Source organism: Alteromonas sp. DYW1 (genome assembly GCF_059752595.1).
In genome coordinates, this window is record NZ_CM186038.1 from 2,637,327 (window position 1) to 2,660,345 (window position 23,019).

Consider the following 23,019-nt stretch of genomic DNA (forward strand, 5'->3'; position numbering starts at 1 on the left):
CCTATAACGGAATTTTGACGCAAAAATTACGGTTTCAAGATGTATTTCAACAACTGTGCCAGTCTCTGCTTTATGGCGTAATTTTTTATTTTAGTGACTAATTTTTGCAAAATTGTCCGCCAGCAATTGTCCCGAACAAGAGCAAACAGGTAGGGTTTACGCAGCAAGCAATGACCACAATCGCCAACTGACGACAATCACCATCAACGGGCTTTTAGCGTTTTTTTCATTAAACCAACTACACAATTAGATTAAGTGAAGATTAACTAGCGACGATATTCCGGCGGAATAGGTAGGTCACGTTTTAATGGTTTTGGTCGCGCGCCCTTACCGGCTTTAAAGGCTTTGAGTTGATAAACATAAGCCAACACCTGGGCTACCGCCATAAACAGCTTGTTAGGGATCTCGTGATCTGTTTCGGTACTGTAATAAATAGCCCGCGCTAACATCGGCGATGGAATTAATGGTACGTCACTGGCGGTGGCGATTTTCCGAATATGCATCGCTAGTTCATCAACCCCTTTAGCCACCACGACTGGCGCTCGATTACCATCTTCATCGTACTTTAAAGCAACCGAATAGTGAGTTGGGTTAGTAACCACAACATCGGCTTTCGGTACTTCTTGCATCATGCGCCTTGCTGCAGCTTGAAATTGTAGTTTACGAATACGCCCTTTAACTTGTGGATCACCCTCGGCATTTTTACGTTCATCTTTGACTTCTTGCTTCGTCATTTTCATTTGTTCATGATGCTTATGGCTTTGATAGGGCACATCAATCGCCACGATTGGGATCAACGCGCAGCACATGATCAAGAACGCCCACTCGATCATATCTAAAGCATGAAAAATACTCAGGGGATAGAGCTCCTGATCCAAGTGCAGCGCTTCATCACGAAACAAGAGCAAGGATAAATACGCTGCGCCCGCAACTACGATAAACTTGCCCAAAGCCTTTAATAGCTCGACCAAACCCTCCACACCAAACATGCGTTTAAAACCATTAATGGGATTAATTTTCTCAGCTTTTGGTGTCGCAGATTCCCAGGTGAAATTGTAGCCCCCTAAGGCTATTGACCCATAGATGCCGGCCACCATTGCAATGATCATGTAAAACAAAACCGGCGTACTCACCTCTGAGAATGCTTGCCCCCAGATTTGAAACATATGATTCAAATCATAGGTTTCATCCCGCGATAAAGTAAACGAGCGTTGCATGATCTGAAACAACGCGCTGGCTATATATGACCCCATCAGCATAAATGCTACTGCACTGGCGATTAAAACCAACGCCGTCGACAGCTCGCGCGACCGAGCGATCTGCCCCTTCTTGCGCGCATCTTGGATCTTTTTCTGTGTGGGTTCCTCGGTTTTTTCGTATGAATCAGCCATGCCAGCCTACACTCCGCAGATCCGCACTAACTGACACATCATCAGCTGAGCGCGTTCCCACTGCTGTTCAAAGTGATTGGTAAAGTTAGCCATGGTGATCCAGATGATCACAAGGCCCATGATCTGGGCAATCGAAAAGCCTATGCTGAATATATTCAGTTGCGGTGCAGCTTTGGTCATTACACCAAAGGCGAGATTAACTATTAACAAAGAAACAATCGGTGCCAGTGTCATGATCACTGCAGAAGTAAACATCCAGCCCGCCCAATGCGCAATTGCTTGGAACTGTTCAGCCTGCCACCAACCCTCACCCACAGGAAATGCTTGAAAGCTCATCGCGACCATTTGGATCATGGCGAGATGACCATCCAGAGTCCAAAATAACAGCGTCGCAAGGATCAAATAAAATTGCCCCACTGCAGGCACGTTGATCCCATTGACAGGGTCAACAATGGATGCAAACCCTAAACCGGTTTGCATCGCGACGATTTGACCGGCCAAAACAAACGTATTCAGGACTAGGGTAGAAATAAATCCCAATCCGATCCCAATCATCAGTTGTTTGCCCGCCTCAACAAATGAGCCAACACTGACCAAATCGGTTACCGGTGATGCAGGGATTATGGGCATTAACATAAACGTTAACATAATGGCTAACAGCGACTTAATTGGTGTAGGAATACTTTTAGCACTAAGCCCAACCATACTAGCGAACATTCCCGAAATGCGACAAAACGCGAGTAAGTAATCTGCCAAAAATTGCATGATTGTCGCTTCAGGGATGATCATTTTAGCCAACAACCTGTGGGATCTGATCGACCAACGTGAAGGTAAAATCCATCAACTTCTGAACTAGCCAGTTACCACCGTAGCTCAAGGCTAACAGTGTCACTATCAAGCGGGGTAAGAAGCTCATGGTTTGTTCGTTGATTGAGGTCGCCGCTTGGAATACAGCAACCACCAAACCAACCAGTAAGCTCGGTACAATAATCGCCGAGACTAGCAAGATCACAATAAACATGGATTCACGGAGGATCTCGACGAAGGCTTCTGGGCTCATATTGCTCTCCTAAGTTCCCATACCAAAGCTGGTAGCCAGGGTGCCAAAAATCAGATTCCAGCCATCCACCAAGACAAATAACATAAGCTTAAAGGGCAACGATACAATCATGGGTGACAACATCATCATACCCATTGCCATGAGAATAGACGCCACCACAAGGTCGAGGATCAAAAATGGTATAAACAACATAAAGCCAATTTGAAACGCAGTTTTTAATTCGCTGGTGACAAACGCGGGTATTAAAACCGTCATCGGTACATCCGCAGGATCATCAAATTGGTCTTCATAGCCACCAATGCGCACAAAGGTTTCTAAATCTTTGACTCGTGTTTGCGACAACATGAATTCACGCATGGGCAATTTTGCCGCCTCAAACGCTTGTTTAGAGGTCATTTCTTCAGATAGGTAAGGCTGCAGCGCTGTTGCATTAATTTCATCAAACACCGGCGCCATAATGAACATACTGAGAAAGATGCTAACCCCAATCAAGATCTGATTAGACGGTGACTGCTGTAAACCAATCGCCTGACGCAGAATTGATAACACGACGATGATGCGGGTAAAGGATGTCATTAACATCACAAACGCAGGAATGAGACTGAGCGCAGTCATAATAAACAGCGCTTGTAATGTCATTGAATATTCTTGCGCACCGTCTGCGTTGGTTGTTACAGTCACCGCAGATATCCCCTGCTGGGCCCAGGCTGGTGCTGCTAGCGCTAATAAAACCAGTACAAGCGTCAATAGTCTGACAATCTTCATGATTTGTCTCCAACGCGCGCCGGATTAATTTTACCTGCCATGGCTTGCACTAGCTTTTGTTTAAACTGGTCAGCAACTTCTGATTTTTTCGGTGTAATTTTGTTTGGCAGCGTGGCTAAGTGACTAATGTTGTGCGCTGTCACGCCGAGTAGGTATTGCTCATCGCCGACTTCAACGACCATCACGCGTTCTTTGGTCCCTGCCACCATACTGGCAACAACCTTTAGATCACCATTGCCCGTATGAGCGACATTAAACCGACGCATCACGTAGGCCAATGCGAAGATAACCCCAATCACCACTAAAAGTGATAGAAAAATTGACGCTGCCGAACCACTGCCGGAGAAGCCAGAATTGTTATCTGCACTTAAAACGTGTGAGCTGAACGCCCAAAGGAGACAGGAAATGAATGCGTAGCCAATTGATTTGACTACGCTTTTTTTATTTAAGCTACCTGAGCTTTTTGATTCTCTCGATTTGACTAATAACATCCGTTAACCGAATACCGAATTTATCGTTGACCACTACTACTTCTCCATGAGCAATCAACGTGCCATTCACTAATACGTCTAACGGTTCGCCTGCAACTCGATCCAGTTCAACCACTGAACCTTGGTTTAATTGCAAGAGATTTCGGATACTAATTGAGGAGCGACCAACTTCCATCGAGATGGTTACCGGAATATCCAAAATGGTATCTAATTTCTTTTTCTCAGCCGGAGTAATCGGTTCGTCATCAGACAATTCATCTAATTCAGCGACTTGGACGTCATCACCTTCAGCGCCTTCAGCCTCTTCTGCTTCTTCAGATTCAGCCTGTTCAGCCATAGCCGCAGCCCAATCGTCCATACCGTCTTCTTCACTCATGACGTTATCCTCTAGTTACAAATCTTCTTCTAATACTGATAACTCAGCGTCGTTATCAATCACCCGTCCGCCGCGAGTCAACAATTGCAGTTCTGACTTAACTGACGTAGGACGTTCAATTTTTTCGGTAATTTTCAGCGCGATATTGTCGCGTGAGCGACCGAGTTTAGCCCTGAAAGTCGGTAATTCTTCAATTAACACCGTGATGTGTTCCGGCATTTCTATGGGGATAATGTCGCCGGCTTTGAGTTCCATGATCTTGTGTAACGGAATTTCCACATCCAGCATATGTGTGCTGAGTTCAACCTTCACATCCATGATTTCGTCGCGCAGCGCTTTCGACCAACGGAAATCAGTATCCTCTTTATCACTTTGCACACCTGCATCGAGCAACTCACGGATCGGTTCGAGCATGGAATAGGGCAAACTGACATGAAAATCACCGCCGCCACCATCAAGTTCAATGTGAAAGGAGCTGATCACAACGACTTCCGTTGGACTCACGATGTTAGCCATTGCCGGGTTAACTTCAGAATCCAGGTACTCAAATGAAACATCCATGACGGGCGCCCAAGCTTCTTTGTAATCCTCAAAGATAAGCTTCAACAGCATTTGGATGATCCGCCTTTCGGTGGGGGTGAATTCACGCCCTTCAATTTTGGCATGGTAACGCCCATCTCCACCAAAAAAGTTATCAACCAAAATAAAGACCAAACGGGCTTCCATGGTGATAAGTCCGGTACCTTTTAACGGACGGAAGCGCACCATGTTCAAACTGGTCGGCACAAACAAGGTGTGAATGTACTCACCAAACTTGATCATTTGGATGCCGTTGATTGAAACCTCGGCGGAGCGACGCATCATATTAAACAGACTCACCCGCATGTGCCGGGCAAAACGCTCGTTTACAATCTCAAGCGTTGGCATACGTCCACGCACGATACGATCTTGCGAGGAGAAATCATATTCAAGCGCGGATGAGTCTACCTCACCCTCACCGACATCTTCTTCCTCGACATCATCGACACCATGGAGCAATGCATCTATTTCATCTTGAGATAATAAATCGCTCACAAATCACCTCTGTTATTGCATCACAAAACCGGTAAACAGGACTTCTTCGACAATATTTTGCCCCGCCACCTCTTGCATTTTAGCTTGCACGTCTTTAACTGACTGCTCACGCAAGGCTATTTTCCCGGCTTCTGTCACTAAATCATCCGCATTACTGCTACTAAACACTTGCAGCAAAGTACCTTCGATAAGTGGAATATGTGACTTAGCTATTTCTTCACTCTCAGAGCCACGCACCATCAATTGCACTTTGATCTCGACTAATCGGTCACGTCCACTGCCAGGGACATTCAGTACAAATGGCCTTGGCATGGCAACATATAGCGCAGTCCCAGTGTTCGCTGACGCCTGTGCGCCACCGCCACCACCCGTTTGCACAGCTTCGACTTCAGCCATGTCCGCATCATCACTTCCCATAATAAAGTAAGCGGCAGCTGCACCACCAACCACAACCAATGCAACCACAATAATGAGGATCAATTTGCCTTTTTTACCGCCGTCTTCGATTTTTAACTCTTCTTCAGCCATAACTACTCTCGCACGCTTTGTGTAAGCGTATTATGGGTAGCTTGTGAAAAAATCACAATGTTTGTCAGCCATTGTGTATCACGCATAAAAATCTATACCACCGGCACTGCCATTAACCACGCGTTGTTCAATAACTTCAGAAGCAATCTCTTCCATTGCATCATCACCTTGCCCCCGGCTAAACTCACCTTGCTGCTCACCCTGTTGCTGTTGGTTGTCTTGTTGCACAAATGACTGCCCTAGCTCTATCCCTTGCTGATTGAGCATGTCTTTCAAACGCGGGATAGCTTGATCTAACGCATCTCTGGCTTGTGGTGATTGCACGACAAAATTCACTTGTGCCGCTTCACCGTTCATATTGACGCGAACTTTAACCGAGCCTAGCTCAGGTGGGTCGAGGCGGATCTCAGCAAAAGAAGAGCGCGCATTAACTATCCAGCGGATTTTTTCTGCAAATTGGGTCTGCCCTTCAGCTTTATTGATATTAACCGGCTTGTCTAATATGGCTTGAGTCGAAGAAGAACGCTGCGCCTCTAATTGCGCAACAGCATCCATTTTCGGGGCATCTGTGCGCTGCACTTGCGCTAACATATCCTCAGCCACTCCGCGTGCACGTTTCGCCGCATCGACAACAGTCAGTGTTTGGATGACCTGTTCGGCGACTCTATTCGCTGCAACCTGCAATTGTTCTTGATTATTTAACCCCGCCTCAGCAAGGGCTTCTGTGAGTAATGCTTTCACACTAAGACCTGGCTCGCGACCTTGATTAAGTTGCTGTTTGTATTCATCCAACAAGCCCTGAAGCGCGGCTACAAACGATTGCTGTTGCTGTGGAGTTACCGGAGTTGGAGATTGGCGCAGTAGCGTATCAGTCAGTGCTTCAATTGCTTTCAATTGTTGCTCATCTGGCAGTTCGGCTAAATCGCGCAAAAGTTCAGTAGGGTTTGTAACGACGGTCACAGAAGCAGCCGATGTCGGCAAGGTGACGGTATTATCTTCCGTCGCAGCGATGCTTCCACCCTCGACCTCAACCTCTGGAAGTAGCTCTGATGTTATGCCGTCAATAAGCTCCGCTTCAGGCTCGGCTTTAACATCAGCTTGCTCAGCACTGGCAGCCATATCCTGTTCAGAAGCCTTGTCACTAGCTCCGGCACCTAGCAATATTGCAAGCAACTGCTGTTGCAACGTTTGCTCAGAATTTGGTGACGCTTGATTATCCAGCTCAGAACCGCCTACCACTACATTATTCAATGCTTCTTGTGGCAATACGAATAAATCATTTTGGATGTTTTTTTGCTTGTCGCTTTCGGCCTGCAACAAGTTCATTAAATCATTAGTAATGCTATCAAGGGCAATGTTTAGCTCGCTATTTTCCGTTACGTCTTCAGGAAATATCACGGTAAGCATCATCTCTCCGGCTTCCGTGGTAGTAATTTCAAAACGCAGATCACTGTCAAACTTGGCCTGCATTTCGGCAATTTCTCCATCCCACTGAATGTCACCATCAGCATTATTTTTATTGAGGGCTTTGACTTGCTCGACCCAATCAACCCAGTTAATTGAATCTTCTGCTCCTTGTCCAGTCTTTACAGCAGCGGTTGCTGCATCGTCAGAGTGATTTTCAACAACAACCTCTGTAGTCGTGTCTTTACCCGTTTTGTCATGATCTGCAACGGGCGGTGATGCTTCACTGGTTTTCTTTTGTTCCGCCTGATTAGCAAATTCCTCACGTTTGGTATCGTCAGTTCGTTTGTCATCCGCTGCTGAGTGAGCAGTTTTGTCATTAGCGGAAGAAGCATTAGAGCTCGAATTAGACGCTCGCGGCTCCGCGCGCTCTGGCTCTGGCTGAGATGCCCGCTCCGGCTGAGCTGCCTGCTCTGATTGCGAAGCAACTGGCTTAACGCGCTCTTGCGATGCCCGCTCTTGACTTAGCATGTTGCCAAATTTCTGCTGTTCGCGATTGTTCTCGAACGCGCTGCCTAACCACTGCTTATCAACATCAAAACTGACGTCAGATTTAGCGGCAATATCTGTTTGCAGAGGGGCAATTTGTTGCATCATTCTGATTTCCTCAACTTGCAAAAATCATATTTTTCAATAGGTTATGATTTTTAACGGCGATAGCATTTACAGTTACCTGTGAACTTTGCAAGTAGTGTTCCAATCTGCGTTGAGAGTCTTGCAGAGGGGAATAGACAGAGGCTGTAATGCACATTGCTCATGCCCTGCGGATGAATCGTTGTAACGCATACTCATCAGCTTGCTGCTGCTCAAAGCGCTCAATCCGTTTTGCTTTGGCCAAGCGTTTTTGTTCAATCACGAATTCAATTGCTTTGCGCTTGCGCTGTTGTGCTAACCATTCGCGTTTACGTTGATCCACCACGAGTATGGCTTGGCTAATTACTGTATTTTGCTGTTGGCAAGCTTGATCCAATTGTGCCACGAACGCCAAATGCTGAGTATAGGTGCGCGCGCCGAGGCCGCCTTTACCGTTGGCAGTAATCGACTGAATGTATTCCTGGCGATATTGTTCAATACTGTTCAAGCGTTGCTGTTGCTGGTGCAAATATTGTTGCGCCTGATGAAACGCACCGGCACAGCGGTCTTCTTTCTGCTGTTCCCAATCAGCCACTTTCTGTAATTGATGTTGCGACATTAGACGCTAACCTTTAACCCTGATACTAATGCTTGCATCGCCTGCATGCATTCATCGTACGGGATCACTTGCTGCATCCCCTGTTGAAAGAAAGCATTAATTGCTGGTTCAGCTTGAATCGCCAAATCAATGCGTGGATCAGCGCCTTTTGAATAAGCACCGATGGCAATCAAATCACGATTTTGCTGATACAGGGAATAGACTTGGCGGATCCGTCGCATCGACTCTAGGTGCTCTTCACTAACCACTTGAGGCATGACTCGACTAACCGATGCAGGTACATCTATCGCGGGGTAGTGCCCACTATCAGCCAGGTCGCGTGATAACACAATATGGCCATCGAGGATCGCCCTGGCTGCATCAGCAATCGGATCCTGTAAATCATCCCCCTCTGTTAGCACCGTGTAAAATGCCGTAATAGAGCCCTGCCCCTCACCGCCATTGCCTGCACGTTCGACTAATGCGGGCAAACGAGCAAACACAGAGGGTGGATAACCTTTTGTCGCGGGCGGTTCACCGACTGCGAGCGCAATTTCACGCTGCGCCATCGCATAGCGGGTTAAGGAGTCGATCAGTAACAGCACATTTAAGCCTTGATCGCGAAAATACTCAGCAATAGTGACAGCAGTTTCGCAGCCTTTTAAGCGCATTAAGGGTGAAGTATCCGCCGGTGCCGCAACGATAACAGCTCGCTGCCGCTCTTCTTCAGTCAGAATGTCGTGGATAAATTCTTTCACTTCTCGGCCACGTTCTCCAACCAAGCCGACGACTACAACATCGGCACTTGTGCCCCGTGTCATCATCCCTAGTAAAACACTCTTACCCACCCCACTGCCGGCAAACAGTCCCATACGCTGGCCGGTACCAACAGTGATCATACTGTTTATCGCTCTAACCCCAACATCCAATGGCTGTTCGATTTGGCGACGAGTGAGTGGATTGATCGGTGGTTTATTGGTGGATACTCGTGTCTGCGCCTCAATCGCGCCCAAACCGTCAAGAGGCTGGGCGTTTGCATCAACAACGCGCCCCAGCAGCCCCAACCCGACAGGTAATCCAGGCTCTCGAGACAGCGGTTCAACCCGTGAGCCTGGCACAATACCTTTAACCGCTTCAGTCGGCATTAAGTAGGTAATATGTTCGCCAAACCCAACGACTTCCGCTTCAAGTTGTCCGTCAATGGTTTGTACCAAACATTGACTGCCCACCGGCAATTGACAACCGACAGCTTCGAGGGTAAGTCCAATCCCTCGAACCAGCTTACCGGCACACAAAGGGGCGGACTGGGGAATTTGTTTCGCCAGTTTATTGAGGTGTTCGCTAAATGGCGCGATCGGATCCTGCAATAAAGCGTCAGACATCACCTAATCCCTGTTGTAATAGAAAGGTTTCAAGTACGGCTTTACTGCGACGCTCTATGGAATGGTCCACAGCATTACTCTCAGTACTGATATCACAACCGCCACGCGCCATTTCTGGGGTCGCGATAAGTTGCCACTGATGGTCTTTAATAGTGTCTTCGTCAAACGTCTCTTTTACGATAGCCAAATCGTCTGGATGTAAACGAATATGAATAATACGGTCATTAATAGGTAAGGTTTTTATCGCTTCATTTAGGGCGGTCAAAATAATTTCTGGCTGCGTGACTACTTCACGGCGAATTACCGCTTTGGCTAACGCAACCGCTAATGTTACCAGTTGCTTTTGGGTTTCTTTATGGGTAGTTAACACGGGCGTGTGCAATTCTTCAATCAAGGCTTGCCATTGCTCGGATAAGTTGTCGATTTGCGCTTGCCCCTCAGTCAATCCCTGGGCGGTGCCTTCTTCAACTCCTTGAGCCAAACCCTCTGCATGACCTTTCTCTAGGCCTTCAGCATGTCCTTCCTGAAACCCTGCCTGCTTGCCTTCATCGAAGCCTTCTTGATAAGCAGCGGCTCTAATCGCCTCAATTTCCTCAGCCGTGGGGGGTAAGACTTCTTCTTCCGGCTCTGGCGGCTCATATTTCCAATCCGAGCGACGATTGAACGCGTTAGTTTTACTCTCATCCACATGCTCTTCTGCTTCAACAAAAGGCAGTTCCCAGGAACGAATATCTTCGTCAGTATCAGGATTAAAGGGTGTATTACCCATAATTCAAACCTACCTTGAGTTCACAACTACAGGAACTCATCGCCACCGCCACCACCAAGCATAATTTCACCTGCATCAGCAAGCCGGCGTGCCACAGACAAGATTTCTTTTTGCGCTGTTTCAACTTCGCTGATCCGCACCGGTCCAAGGGCTTCAAGATCATCCAATAACATTTCGGCTGCCCGCTTGGACATATTCTTAGTAATTTTCTCTTTGAGCTCGTCGTCTGCCCCTTTGATCGCTTTAAGTAACGATTCTTGTTGAACTTCTCGCAGAATAGCTTGGATACCACGGTCATCAACGTCCACCAGATTATCAAATACAAACATAAGATCTTGAATTTGTTGACTCATCTCTTCATCTTGCTCACGAATAGCATCCATCAACTGACCTTCGATGTTGGTATCCAAATAGTTCATTATGTCGGCAGCTGATTTCAAGCCGCCCATTTTCGCCGCTTGAGCACCGGCTTGACCGGCAAATTGTTTTTCCATGATTTCGTTTAATTCTTGCAGTGCTGCTGGCTGAACTTCTTCCAAATTGGCAACCCGCATCAATAAGTCAAGACGCACCTTCTCTGGGAATTGCGATAAGATTTCAGCCGATTGTTCAGGCTCTAGGTAAGACATAACAATCGTTTGGATCTGCGGGTGCTCATTGCGAATGATGCTTGCCACCTGCTTGGAGTCCATCCATTTCAATGAATCTAAGCCTTTTGCTCCTGAACCCATCAAAATTTGGTCAATCAAATTGGCTGCTTTATCTTCACCCAACGCTGCGGTTAACGCGCGTTTGACAAAGTCTTGGCTTTGGAACCCGATGGTACTGTAATTCTGGATCTCTTCGATGAAATGTTTATGCACAGCAGTAATCTTAGGCTGTGTCATATCATCGATTTTGGCCATTGCTGTACCCAGCTTTTGTACCTGCTTTGGCTCAAGATGCTTGAGAATTTGTGCCGCATCTTCTTCTGACAAGCTCAGCAATAGAATTGCGGCTTTATCGACACCTTCTAATTTACCAACATCGTAGCCAGAATCATCGGTGGTTGCGAGATCGTTTGCCATCTTAAAACCCTTTACTCATCTTGCAGTAGCCAGCCTTTCACTACTTGGGCTGACAACTCTGGTTCATTGGCTACTAGCGCACGTACCGCTTTTAGCACGTCTTCATCTTTATGTAAGTCAGGCAGCATTAGCGAACCGTCTGGAGCAAATCCAACCTGACCTTCATCAAATTCTTGCGACAACATACTGATGGTTTCATCACCGAGATCAAGTGCTGAATCAGCATCAAAGCCATCGGCATCAATGTCTTCATCAGGATTGATTAACTTGCGCAGCATTGGACGAACAACAGCTAAGATCAAGACGATGATCACCAGCCCACCAACGACAACTTTAAGTATAGGCATGAATTGGGGCTGCTCCCAAATCGGCACTTCCACCACATCTCCAGTATCCATGCGACTAAATGGAATGCTGACAACTTCAAGACTATCACCGCGCGTTACGTCAAAGCCAATGCCACCCTGTAGTAACCGCCGAATATTCAACAACTCGGCTTGTTCACGGGGAGCATTAGTCACCGTGCCATCCTCGGCTGTGCTGGATACGTAATCAACCGCCACTGATACACTCAGCCGTCGTATGACACCGGTCTGTTGTTTGGTATGACTGATCGTAGTATCAAGTTCATAGTTACGGGTTTGCTCTTTGCTGTTGCGACCAGGCACGCTTTGTTGGGCGCTGCTGCCAGTGGCTTGTTCGGGAATATTGGCATCCAACGGCGGTTGGTTAGTTAAGGCACCAGGGATCCCCGCTACCACTGAGCCTACACTGTTTTCTTCTACAATCATTTCACTGCGCACGGCAGGCAAATCAGGATTATAGCGACGCTGGGTTTGTTCTACGGCAGTAAAGTCCATAGTGACATCAGCTTGAGCAGTGTAATTACCCACGCCTAACACTGGAATTAAGATCGAATCGATTTTGGCCAAATACTCATCTTCACGCGCTTTTTCAATTTCGTATTCTTTGCGCGCTCGAGCGCTCATTGAATCTTGTGAACCTGAATTGAGTAACCGTCCATTACTGTCGGTCACAGTGACTCGGCTGGGCTCCATCCCCTGCACCGCTGACGCCACGATATCCACAACCGCATCAACTTCTTCACCGGAAATGACCGAGCCGCGTTTAGCGGTTAAGACCACCGTCGCGCTCGCCTTCTTCTCGCGGCGGGCAAATACATTCTCTTTCGGCATCGCTAGCAGCACGCGGGCTTTTGATATCGCAGCGATATCTTCAATCGTTCGCGCGATCTGTTGTTCACGGGCATGCTTAAGACGCTCCATCTCTACCCGCTGGCTGACACCAAACCCCATGTCCTGCATAATGATATCAGTGCCCTGCGATGCCTCTTGCGAAATCCCTTGGCGAGCCATCCCTAAGCGGATATTTTGCACCTGATCTTCCCGCACATATACGGTATTTCCTTCGAGGCGATAATCGATTTGGTTTTGATCAAAATAGTCCAGGGTTTCAATAAGTTCGGCAGTTTCCATTTTGGCTAATGGCCGATAATCAGGCTCTTGTGTCCACATTAAAATAAACACCGCAATAGCGACACAAATCACTAGTGCAACAACCAACATCAACTGGCGCATAATGTCGGTTGAGCCTAACGCATCCATGAAACCGGATTTTTGCTCTACCTCAGTGTCATTTCCATAACCACCACTGACGGCGAGTTCTGTACTGGTTGCCTCAGCCACGATGCTTCACCTTATACTGGCATATTCATGATTTGTTTATAGGCTTCAAGTAACTTGTTACGAACTTGAAGAGTGGCTTCGAATGCGATGCCTGATTTCTCTTTCATCACCATCACATCCGCTAAGCTCAAACCGGGCGCGCCCATTTCAAAGGCTTTTTGCGCTTCTCTGGATTGGCGCTGCATGTCATTTACATTGTTGACTGCATCCGACAACATATCAGCGAAGTTATCACCACTCTTATTGAGGTTGACTCCCGGCACTTGCTCCATGGTGGGTCTAGCTTCAAGCGCCATGGACTGCATTTCTTGATAGAGTGCGTTTGCTTTGATATCCATCAGTTGTACTCACACATTGTTGACTTCACTGGAATATTTAGCAAAAGCCACGCCAACTTAATTTATTCTTTAATTACAATAACTTAATTATAAAATGTCATTTTTTTGACAAAAAAAACCGCGATACTGATGATCGCGGTTCAGGGGCTAACGCAGCGCTAGTTACGCGGGTACATCAATGCCATCTTCACGCATTCGTGCAAGTTTATAACGTAACGTACGTGGACTGATGCCGAGCTTTTCCGCCACCTCTTTACGTTTACCGTTACAAGAAACCAAGGTATCCAATATGATTTGATGCTCTTGCTGCCGTAACTCAGAGCCGAGCAGGTTAGCATCCTCTGAATGGGTGACAACTCCCTCTTTAGGAGCTAACGAAGGGCCATCATTAAATTCAATAAGTAAATCATTTGCATCAATTTGTTCGGGTGCCGCTAGGATAAGCGCCCGTTGTATAACATTTTCTAGTTCACGCACGTTACCCGGCCAGTCATGGCTGAGTAATTTATTGCGTGCAGCAGCAGACAATTTAGGTACGGCATTTCCGTTAGCCGTCGCATGCCGTTGGATCAAGTGTTCGGCCAGTGGAAGAATATCCCCAGTACGCTGACACAATGGTTGCCATGTGATTGGAAACACGTTCAAGCGATAATAGAGATCTTCTCTAAATTCACCGTTTTCAACGGCACGCCGTAAATCACGGTTACTCGTAGCAATCACCCGCACGTCAAGTGCCACGGTCTTGCGTGACCCCAGCCGTTCGACTTCTTTCTCTTGTAGGACTCTGAGCAGCTTCGCTTGCAGCGACATATCCATCTCAGTGATTTCATCGAGCAATAACGTACCGTTTTGCGCTTGCTCAAACTTACCAGGGCAAGCTTGAATTGCCCCGGTAAATGCTCCCTTTTCATAGCCAAAAAGTGTTGCTTCCAACATATTTTCTGGGATAGCCGCACAGTTGATTGCCACAAAGGGTTCTTTGGCGCGTGGTGACAAGTCATGGATGTAGCGCGACAATACTTCTTTACCTGAGCCGGACGGCCCCAAAACCATTACTGTAGCATCCGAACGCGCCACCTTAGCGGCCAGTTCCAACAGGGAATGACTACTTGGATCACCTACGATAGGGGTACGTGAAATCACTTTCTGTGCAGGCGCGTAGCGCCCGACTAAATTCAACAACACTTGCGGTGCAAAAGGCTTGGATAAATAATCAGTTGCGCCATCACGCATCGCCTGTACTGCATCATTAATCGTTGCAAAAGCGGTCATTAACAATACCGGTAATTGTGGGTAACGGCTTTTTATGCTGCGTAATAAAGAGAGACCTGACATTTCCCCCATTTGAATATCACTGACCACCAGATCAACCGTGTGTTGATGCAGGGCTATTAACGCGGCTTCAGCACTTTCAGCCTCGATTACTGCATATCCGCCCAGTTCTAGCGTATCCGTCAAGGCCTCACGCAGACCGGCATCGTCTTCAACAATCAGAATTTGAGTTTTTGACATACTAATTCTCCACATCTGCCAAGCGCAACGACTTGGGCTGACTCGCTTGTTGTGAATTACCTTTGAGAGGAAGCCAGAGGGTAAAAATTGCCCCTCCCTGTTCACTGTTACTCGCTTTGATCCGCCCGCGGTGAGCACGGACGGCTTGGGCAACCACCGCAAGCCCTAACCCCGTGCCGTTGGTCTTGGTGGTATAGAAAGGCTCGAATATACGCTTAATTTGCGCAGGTCGTATGCCTGGCCCTGAATCACTGCAGGTAATGACGACTTCATGATTTTCGCTATCAATTACTGCGGATATTGAGACTTCATCACTTGCTCGTGATACCTGTACCGCATTATCAACAAGATTCACTAATGCGCCTTGCAGTGCAGTGACATTACCAACGATAAATGCAGAAGCTGCACTGTCGTGTACTTTTAAACGTAGATTGACCTGTGCTTTTGTGAGCAAAGATTGGCAGCTAGATTCCACCTGTTCTAGCAACTCTGCAACATTCACATCAGCCACCACTTGTTGTTCCCCACTTTTGGCAAACAGCAACATATCATTTACTTGCGACTCTAACTCATGGAGGCGGTCAATTAAGCGCGCCACAAATTTACTCCGCATCGCAGGTTTAACCGACTCTTGTCCAAGATTGGCTGCGTACAATATGGCCGCGGATAGCGGCGTGCGGATCTGGTGGGCCAAAGAGGCAACCATACGCCCAAGTGATGACAGTCGTTGCATATGACTGATCCGTGCTTGTAGTTGACGGGTCTCAGTAAGATCGGTGATTACGATCAGTTGTCCCGGCTCATCAATCAAAGGCGTTATAGACAACTTCACCCGTCGACCATCGTGTAACGACACCTCATGACCATCATCAGCCCGTGGATTAAAAGAGCGGGCGATGATGTCACGCCAAACCTCTTGCTCTAACGGTTCACCGAGCAACTGGCGCGCTAGCTTGTTGGCTTGACGCACTATACCTTTGCCGTCAATAACAATAACTCCCGCAGGCATGACCTGCAGAAGCCTTTCTAGACGTTGGGATTGACGCTTTAACGATTGATAACTAGCGATATCGACAGCAACTGAACTTTGCTTGTCTGAACCTTCCTCATACGCTGAGGAAGAAGAAAAATTTTCGCTAATGTTGTGCTCGATGGTGCGATTTTCGAATAACATGACTACCTCGTGTCAAAAACCTGTCACTGGTTTTATCTAATGAGGTAAAAGCACGAGCCATGCCATATTTTTATTGTATAAATATCAGTTAATTACACCCGAAAAAGCATAAAAAAAGCAAAAGACTTTCACGTGGACAAAAGTCCACCAAGCGACCGAATACGGATTGAAGAAGGGGTTGTCGAAACGCCTTGTTAAGTTTCCACAGTGAAATATGCGAGGTGGGCAGTCCGCCGGTTGCAGATTAGTTAGAGTACCCCAATCGTTTTATTTTCTTATCACTGTAAGTGCTGTAAACCCGCATGAAAATAAAGCTGATTAATCCCGCCATGAATAAAAACAAAGGTGTAGGCTCATGCACTGATGCCGCTGGTGAGTCGACGCTAAACGGCGCATCATTGAGTTGGATATTACCAGCAAAACTATTTGCGATAAGCTGCCCATTTAGCACGCCATAGCCAGTAGTTACGTCAGCGTTAGGCGCAAGAATGGACCCATATATTCCACCACTAATATTTAAACTCTTCGCTTCGTAAAAATTAAATAAAACATTGTTGGCGGCATGAGTAAATGCGTAATTTACGTCTTTTACTAGCCAGTCTTTCTGACTACTAAGAGTGACGTCTTCGCCCGCAACATTGAATATAATCCGTGAACCCGCAGTTAAGTCCCGGGTAAAAAGTCCCCAAGCAGAATCAAGTAATTGCTGGTTTACATTGATAAATAAAGTGTCAGTGTTGGCTGAACCTAGTGCGGTGAAGGCACCGTGCTGAATGTATGTTTGCACCGCCTCTTGCTCACTTAAACGCGTCGCAAGCGCGTTGAAGTAGGCTTGGTCAAACCGGTGAGTGATCGTATCCTGACGCAGCGCAGAGCTCTGTGACACTGTGGTTCCTCCTTCAACTGCTGCCAATCCATTAATGTCGCCACCAACCATGGTTAGATCCCCACGAACATGTAATGCAATAGCATTCCAATCATTAAGGGTAGCGACTGTATACCCGTTTAGTGTCGCATCTCCTCCCACCCATAACGCGTTTTGACTGTCCGAGTATGCAGCAGAGAAGTCACCAAACACATAAGCATTTGCATCTCCCATATCATCAAACAAAATCGGTGTTGCTAGGGCAGAACCTGCGTTCACAAGTACTAAACAAGAAAGTATTAAAACAATGTTTTTCATTAACCATAAATCTCACGACAAGAACCGCGCGGATTATACTGGTACGATGAGTTACTGATAGGGCATTTTACGCCAAGGTTTTACTTGCATACGTATGCAGAGCACCGGGAATAGTGATTAACAAACTAGACGTCTGATTCACGCTGAATGTTGTACTTGCGCATTTTTTCAACCAGGGTGGTCCTGCGCATGCCAAGCTTGTCGGCAGCTCGCGCGACTACCCACTCTGCTTGCTCAAGCGCTTGAACCACGAGATTGATTTCTAACTCAGAGAGATATTCCTTCAAATTGACTCCTTCGTCAGGCAATTCGGTCTCTCCTGCTTGTGGCAAACGTGTGTCGGTATCAACCGCAATCTCGTCCTGTTCAGCACTCTCAGCGAACAATTCATTAAATGCCTGTCGCTCTAAAACTTCTTCCGGATAGTCTGGCTCATAGTACTCAATGTCTCCATGCTGGTATTTAACCGGCAGCTCACTAACATCGATGAGTTGTTGGGGGTGCAATATAGTTAAACGCTCGACCAAATTACTGAGTTCACGCACATTACCGGGCCAGGGATGTTCCATCAGCGAACGAATGGCTTGTTCAGTAAATTTTACCGTCTGTGAATTTTCACTTTCGTCTTGTAATCGTGCAACTAGCTCTTGCAATAATAAAGGAATGTCTTCTTGACGCTCACGCAACGCAGGACTTTCAATTGGAAATACATTTAAACGATAATACAAGTCTTCACGAAACTTCTCTTGCTCAATCATTTTCTCCAAGTCGCGGTGCGTTGCTGCAATAATTCTCACATTACAGGCAATGGGCTTTGTCCCGCCTACACGCTCAAACGTTCGTTCTTGCAGTACCCGGAGCAACTTAACTTGCATTTGCAAGGGCATATCGCCAATTTCATCCAAGAAAAGGGTTCCGCCTTCAGCTAACTCAAAACGGCCTTTACGGCTGCTAACTGCACCAGTAAACGCGCCCTTTTCATGACCAAAAAGCTCACTTTCAAGCAGCTCACCGGGAATAGCACCACAGTTGATCGGGATAAACTGATTGTCTTTGCGGGCTGACAAAAAGTGAATATTTCGCGCGATAACTTCCTTACCCGTGCCGGATTCACCCAGCACTAAAACATTCGCGTCGGTGGGTGCGACTTGCTCAACTAACTTCCGGACAGCTTGTATTTGTGCACTCTTACCCACCAAACTTCTAAATAAGCGGGTTTTGCTTTGCACCTGCTTGTTGTTGCTGGGATGTCGCTTAAGGTATTCCTGCCCTCGGTAAAGCGCTTGAGTTAAAGCTGGATAGGTAACCGGTAGAACCAGATTAGCAACAATATTCTTATGCGCGGATAGTATGCTTTCTGAGGCACCAACACTCAAAAATGGGGTACTTGGAAAGGCCCGTAAGAATGCATCATGGCTATGTTGGTCGGTACAATCCAAAATCACAATCGTACCTGATGGGTTATTTTTTAAGACCTCTGGCCCTTGTGCTTGAGAACTTGTGCTGAAGGGTTCAGAAAGGAACTGCAGCACCGTTTGCAATGTCTGAAAAACTGCCGAATTGTCGCTGACAATCAGAATGTGGTTCATTGGTTCCCCGAGCGCATGAGTAAATTATTATTGTTATGCAGCTAGTTTGATTGTAACCATAACCGATTTTTACGCAACTAGATTAACCAGTTAGCATAAAAAAAGACGGCTATCGCCGTCTTTTTCTGCTCATTCACTAATCATCTAACTCAAGAGTGCTAATACTTGCCCTTGCTGCTGATTCGCTTGCGCTTGCACGCTAAGTGCTGATTGCCCTAAAACCCCAGCTGCAGCGTTTTCAGACGCCGCTTGCGCGTAGTCAGTGTCTTGAATACGACTTCGAGCCGCTGCAGCGTTCACATCAGCTTGTGATAAGTTGCGCGCAGCGCTTTCGAATTGATTCTGTGTCGCGCCCAAATCTGAACGCGCTCCGCCTATCACGTTAAGTGCTTCATCTGCGGCAGTTAGCGCTTCCTGAATGCCACCAGAGGTAGTCACATCAGCATTGAGCAATCCTTCTAACTCAGATTGAATGTCGCGGGTTTGCAGGCCGATCTGCTGGCCCGCATTGGCGCCAACCTGAAAGTCGATGTTTCCGTTTTCACTTAACAACGGACGACCAGCAAAGTTAGTTTGCTCAACGGTTTGCGAAATATTTTCCTGCAACTGTGAAATCTCAGATTGTATCGCTCTGCGATCGGCGTCATTGAGCGTACCATTGCCAGCTTGCAGCGTTAGTTCACGAATTCGCTGGGCGTCTTCGTTAATCCCCTGAAGTCCACTCTCGGCAACTTGGGCCACGCTAATACCGTCATAAGCATTACGGATTGATTGCCGATTACCTTCGACTTGCGACGTTAAGCGATCAATAATTTGCTGTGCCGCAGAGTCATCTGCAGCACTATTTACGCGACGCCCACTGGCTAAGCGCTCAAACAAGGTCTCTTGCTTTTGTTGCACTTGCTGGAGCAGCGATGCGTTAGAATCTGTGTTGAAATTAATCATAATTTCCCCCTCATACCTCCCAAGGAGTATAGCAAACGCTGTGCAAAATGTAAGCAAAACAGGTTCCGATAGGTATTTGATCGCATACCTTTGTATACGATTAAATTTGTTTACTTGTTCCCCACAGCCTCAAACTCGCTTGCATTCGGTAACACACTTGATAGTGCTTTTTGTATGGCGCTTTTACAGTACTCAAATTCTGCTGGCGATACATCTCTTTCTGTAAAGCGGCCTTTGGACATTGAGTCGTTGAGGCAATACATTTCATAGTTCCCTGAGACAATCTCAGCGCAAGCGGTCTCAACGCCTTCCACAGAACGTAACTCAACGTATTTTCGTCGTTTAAATGCATTGTTGATCGAATCAGGCGTAAACTGCCCAGTGGCAAATTGCCAGTAGCGAAAAAGATATTGATTAACATCCGTATTAGCTCTGAATTTAGACGCGGAGACCTGTTCCATGACCTCTGGTTCTTTGTCCCACACCTCTTCGTAAACAGACTTTAACAGAGGTTGTGCATGATGGTAATTCACGAAACCACTAAAGGTTTTCCAATACATCAGCAGCAAGGTGTCAAGCAGACGCAGACCATATCCGGGATAAAACCATTTCCAAAAATGCTTCATGGCGATTCCACGTTTGGTTAATTTTTCTCCCTTGTGGCGATTAAAATTCTTGTTAATGAGCTCTATATCATTAAGCACAATAGGTGCGATAACTCCCTCATGCATAATGTTAGAAATCATTGCATTGACGGGTAAACCATTTTTGAAAAATACATTTGGAGCTAAAGGTTTGAGTAAAAAAGTGTCATCGTTGAAGTAAACAAAGTGTTCACTTAATCCTTGGATCCGATGAAAATTAGTCTCAATAGCATTAATGTTAAATAAAGGTAGATTCTTTGCGTCAAGAAAATCCTCGTGACGAACAATCTGCAATTTAGGGTGGTCAGTGTTCAGCCAACTCGGTAGATGGCCCCAAGTCACAAAATAGATTTTATTTACCCATGGGGTAAAGGATTCAAATGCCCGAAACAAAAATTGCAAATTATCCCAGTCTCGAAAACGTTCAGTCCCATTCATCTGTTGATTCTGAGGCGAATATTGATTGCGTTGCGCTAACCACTCAGGATCATTACCGTCGACCCAAGTAACAACAAAATCAATCGGATGTTTGAGACTCATACTCATGCACATTTCCATTTTAATCTATGCTAAATAGTATGTGGTTTCACCTCTGTAAACCAGCTACCTAGCAATTTCAACTGTCTGAATTAACGGTAATTTGCTTAAAAACTTAATTTTACGACACGTCTAAGGTGTCTTTGCGCCATTTGTTTGACTGTAAACTGGCCCATGTCTTGCAATTCATTAATGGTTTAAAAATATCATGAATATTGCGTAGTTAGGCATAATTTGCCATCCTTGCGTTAAGTTCAAGAGTGTGTCGATTCCGCCGATAACAGTAATACATCATGATCCGAACGATAGATGAGCAAACAATGAGTACATTCGGCTTAATGGGCGCTGCGGGGTATATTGCGCCACGACATATGCAAGCGATTAAGACTACCGGGAACGACCTGGTAGCGGCACTCGACCCAAGTGATTCAGTCGGGATCCTCGACAGTTACTTCCCAAATTGCCATTTTTTCACCGAATTCGAGCGCTTTGATCGTCACATTGACAAGCGCAAGCGCAGCGAACGCAAAGTTGACTATATGTCAATTTGCTCGCCCAATTACTTGCATGACTCACACATTCGTTTCGCGCTGCGCTCTGGCTGTCATGCTATTTGTGAAAAACCCCTGGTGCTTAACCCATGGAATATCGATGCGCTAAAAGAGTTCGAGCGCGATTATGACCGGCGTATCAATACTATCTTGCAGTTGCGTTTGCATCCGTCGATCATTGCATTAAAGAAGCAAATCGCGGGTGAGTCGCCACGTAAAAAGAAATATGACGTAGATCTAACCTATATCACTTCGCGCGGACATTGGTATCAAACCTCATGGAAGGGTGATGAAAAGAAGTCTGGCGGTATCGCTACCAATATTGGTGTTCATTTCTTTGATATGCTGCATTTTTTGTTTGGTGACCTACAAGATAATCAGTTGTTTCATTCATCTGCACAAACCGCCTCTGGTTTTTTAGAGTATGAGCACGCAAGAGTACGCTGGTTTTTATCCACGGATTTTGAGCAATTGCCAGCTACAGCCCGACTACAAGGTCAACGCACTTATCGCAGCATTACCCTCAACGGCGAAGAAATTGAGTTTTCAGGTGGCTTCACCGATTTACACACACGTAGCTATGAAGCCATTCTTGCAGGTAAGGGTTTTGGACTTGAAGACAACGTGGTGGCGATCAATACCGTGGCCGACATCCGCAACATGGCGACCAAATCCAGTAGCGCCCTCGCCCATCCATTCCTTGTAAGCGTATCTTAGATGCCCAATGTGCACCCTACTGCAATCATTGACGATGGCGCGCAAATAGGCAGCAGTACTGCTATTTGGCATTGGGTGCACGTGTGTTCCTCAGCAATTATTGGCGAGCAATGTTCATTAGGCCAAAACGTCTTTGTTGCAAATCAGGTCACTATTGGCAACAACGTCAAAATACAAAACAATGTCTCGGTTTATGAGGGTGTTACCTTAGAAGATGATGTATTTTGCGGACCATCGATGGTTTTTACCAATGTTTATAACCCGCGTTCGGCAATATCCAGAAAGCATGAGTATCGTAAAACACTGGTAAAGCGTGGCGCAACGCTTGGCGCTAATTGTACCATTGTGTGTGGCGTAACCATCGGCCAATATGCATTTATCGGTGCTGGTACTGTGGTGAAACAAGATGTCCCCGATTACGCACTTGTTGTTGGTGTGCCCGGCAAAGTAATTGGCTGGATGAGTGAGTACGGTGAGCAGCTGAAGTTTACAAATAATGTTGATGGTGTTGGCCAAGCTACCTGTCCACATTCTGGTAGTGTTTATCAATTGCAAAACCAACGGGTTACCAAACTCGGTTAGTTC

At 46.5% G+C, this 23,019-nt stretch carries 23 protein-coding genes; 2 read left to right on the forward strand and 21 right to left on the reverse strand.

Annotated elements, in window-relative coordinates; translation table 11 throughout:
* Window positions 1-266 precede the first annotated feature (266 nt).
* The 21 genes from flhB to AC121Z_RS11925 all read right to left on the reverse strand — a co-directional run bounded on the left by flhB (window position 267) and on the right by AC121Z_RS11925 (window position 21,175).
* Complete coding sequence (gene flhB / locus AC121Z_RS11825) at window positions 267-1,391, reverse strand: flagellar biosynthesis protein FlhB (protein WP_498124220.1); 1,125 nt, start codon at window positions 1,389-1,391, stop codon at window positions 267-269.
* Window positions 1,392-1,397: 6 nt separating this feature from the next.
* Window positions 1,398-2,180, reverse strand: coding sequence for a flagellar biosynthetic protein FliR (gene fliR / locus AC121Z_RS11830; RefSeq protein ID WP_498124221.1), 783 nt, complete (start codon window positions 2,178-2,180; stop codon window positions 1,398-1,400).
* Between the two features lies 1 nt (window position 2,181).
* The gene (gene fliQ, locus AC121Z_RS11835; RefSeq protein WP_100655795.1) at window positions 2,182-2,451 is read right to left on the reverse strand and encodes a flagellar biosynthesis protein FliQ; all 270 of its coding nucleotides are present in this window, start codon (window positions 2,449-2,451) and stop codon (window positions 2,182-2,184) included.
* Window positions 2,452-2,460: 9 nt separating this feature from the next.
* Window positions 2,461-3,216 (reverse strand): flagellar type III secretion system pore protein FliP, encoded by a 756-nt coding sequence (fliP, locus tag AC121Z_RS11840; RefSeq protein WP_498124222.1) that lies wholly within the window; start codon window positions 3,214-3,216, stop codon window positions 2,461-2,463.
* Window positions 3,213-3,707 carry a flagellar biosynthetic protein FliO gene (fliO, locus tag AC121Z_RS11845; RefSeq protein ID WP_498124223.1) on the reverse strand — a complete coding sequence of 165 codons (495 nt, stop codon included), beginning with the start codon at window positions 3,705-3,707 and terminating at the stop codon, window positions 3,213-3,215. Before fliO ends, fliP begins: the two co-directional genes overlap by 4 nt.
* Window positions 3,667-4,083: a flagellar motor switch protein FliN gene (gene fliN, locus AC121Z_RS11850; RefSeq protein ID WP_100655798.1), complete on the reverse strand. Its 417-nt coding sequence runs from the start codon at window positions 4,081-4,083 to the stop codon at window positions 3,667-3,669. Before fliN ends, fliO begins: the two co-directional genes overlap by 41 nt.
* 15 nt (window positions 4,084-4,098) lie before the next feature.
* Window positions 4,099-5,157 carry a flagellar motor switch protein FliM gene (gene fliM, locus AC121Z_RS11855; RefSeq protein WP_498124224.1) on the reverse strand — a complete coding sequence of 353 codons (1,059 nt, stop codon included), beginning with the start codon at window positions 5,155-5,157 and terminating at the stop codon, window positions 4,099-4,101.
* 12 nt (window positions 5,158-5,169) lie between these two features.
* Window positions 5,170-5,685 (reverse strand): flagellar basal body-associated protein FliL, encoded by a 516-nt coding sequence (gene fliL / locus AC121Z_RS11860; protein WP_498124225.1) that lies wholly within the window; start codon window positions 5,683-5,685, stop codon window positions 5,170-5,172.
* A gap of 78 nt (window positions 5,686-5,763) precedes the next feature.
* Window positions 5,764-7,746, reverse strand: a complete 1,983-nt coding sequence (locus AC121Z_RS11865) for a flagellar hook-length control protein FliK (RefSeq protein ID WP_498124226.1) — start codon at window positions 7,744-7,746, stop codon at window positions 5,764-5,766.
* 157 nt (window positions 7,747-7,903) lie between these two features.
* Complete coding sequence (gene fliJ / locus AC121Z_RS11870; protein WP_498124227.1) at window positions 7,904-8,341, reverse strand: flagellar export protein FliJ; 438 nt, start codon at window positions 8,339-8,341, stop codon at window positions 7,904-7,906.
* On the reverse strand, window positions 8,341-9,702 hold the full coding sequence (gene fliI / locus AC121Z_RS11875) for a flagellar protein export ATPase FliI (protein WP_498124228.1): 1,362 nt from the start codon (window positions 9,700-9,702) through the stop codon (window positions 8,341-8,343). Before fliI ends, fliJ begins: the two co-directional genes overlap by 1 nt.
* The gene (gene fliH / locus AC121Z_RS11880; protein WP_498124229.1) at window positions 9,695-10,471 is read right to left on the reverse strand and encodes a flagellar assembly protein FliH; all 777 of its coding nucleotides are present in this window, start codon (window positions 10,469-10,471) and stop codon (window positions 9,695-9,697) included. Before fliH ends, fliI begins: the two co-directional genes overlap by 8 nt.
* Window positions 10,472-10,497: 26 nt before the next feature.
* Entirely contained in the window at window positions 10,498-11,538 is a 1,041-nt protein-coding gene (gene fliG, locus AC121Z_RS11885) for a flagellar motor switch protein FliG (protein WP_498124230.1), read from the reverse strand.
* Window positions 11,539-11,549: 11 nt separating this feature from the next.
* The gene (gene fliF, locus AC121Z_RS11890; RefSeq protein WP_498124231.1) at window positions 11,550-13,244 is read right to left on the reverse strand and encodes a flagellar basal-body MS-ring/collar protein FliF; all 1,695 of its coding nucleotides are present in this window, start codon (window positions 13,242-13,244) and stop codon (window positions 11,550-11,552) included.
* A gap of 11 nt (window positions 13,245-13,255) precedes the next feature.
* Window positions 13,256-13,582, reverse strand: a complete 327-nt coding sequence (gene fliE, locus AC121Z_RS11895) for a flagellar hook-basal body complex protein FliE (RefSeq protein ID WP_498124232.1) — start codon at window positions 13,580-13,582, stop codon at window positions 13,256-13,258.
* 162 nt (window positions 13,583-13,744) lie between these two features.
* Window positions 13,745-15,094: a sigma-54-dependent transcriptional regulator gene (locus tag AC121Z_RS11900; RefSeq protein WP_498124233.1), complete on the reverse strand. Its 1,350-nt coding sequence runs from the start codon at window positions 15,092-15,094 to the stop codon at window positions 13,745-13,747.
* A 1-nt stretch (window position 15,095) separates the two neighbouring features.
* Window positions 15,096-16,268: a sensor histidine kinase gene (locus AC121Z_RS11905; RefSeq protein WP_498124234.1), complete on the reverse strand. Its 1,173-nt coding sequence runs from the start codon at window positions 16,266-16,268 to the stop codon at window positions 15,096-15,098.
* Between the two features lie 244 nt (window positions 16,269-16,512).
* Window positions 16,513-17,451, reverse strand: a complete 939-nt coding sequence (locus AC121Z_RS11910) for a choice-of-anchor A family protein (protein ID WP_498124235.1) — start codon at window positions 17,449-17,451, stop codon at window positions 16,513-16,515.
* Between the two features lie 125 nt (window positions 17,452-17,576).
* Window positions 17,577-19,040 (reverse strand): sigma-54 dependent transcriptional regulator, encoded by a 1,464-nt coding sequence (locus AC121Z_RS11915; protein ID WP_498124236.1) that lies wholly within the window; start codon window positions 19,038-19,040, stop codon window positions 17,577-17,579.
* 144 nt (window positions 19,041-19,184) lie between these two features.
* The gene (locus AC121Z_RS11920) at window positions 19,185-19,985 is read right to left on the reverse strand and encodes a flagellin N-terminal helical domain-containing protein (protein ID WP_498124237.1); all 801 of its coding nucleotides are present in this window, start codon (window positions 19,983-19,985) and stop codon (window positions 19,185-19,187) included.
* Between the two features lie 110 nt (window positions 19,986-20,095).
* Window positions 20,096-21,175: a stealth family protein gene (locus tag AC121Z_RS11925; protein ID WP_498124238.1), complete on the reverse strand. Its 1,080-nt coding sequence runs from the start codon at window positions 21,173-21,175 to the stop codon at window positions 20,096-20,098.
* 284 nt (window positions 21,176-21,459) lie between these two features.
* Here AC121Z_RS11925 and AC121Z_RS11930 point away from each other — a divergent pair, with 284 nt between their 5' ends.
* A complete protein-coding gene (locus AC121Z_RS11930; protein WP_498124239.1) occupies window positions 21,460-22,434 on the forward strand; it encodes a Gfo/Idh/MocA family oxidoreductase in 975 nt (324 codons plus the stop codon).
* Entirely contained in the window at window positions 22,435-23,016 is a 582-nt protein-coding gene (locus AC121Z_RS11935) for an acyltransferase (RefSeq protein ID WP_498124240.1), read from the forward strand.
* Window positions 23,017-23,019: the final 3 nt, after the last annotated feature.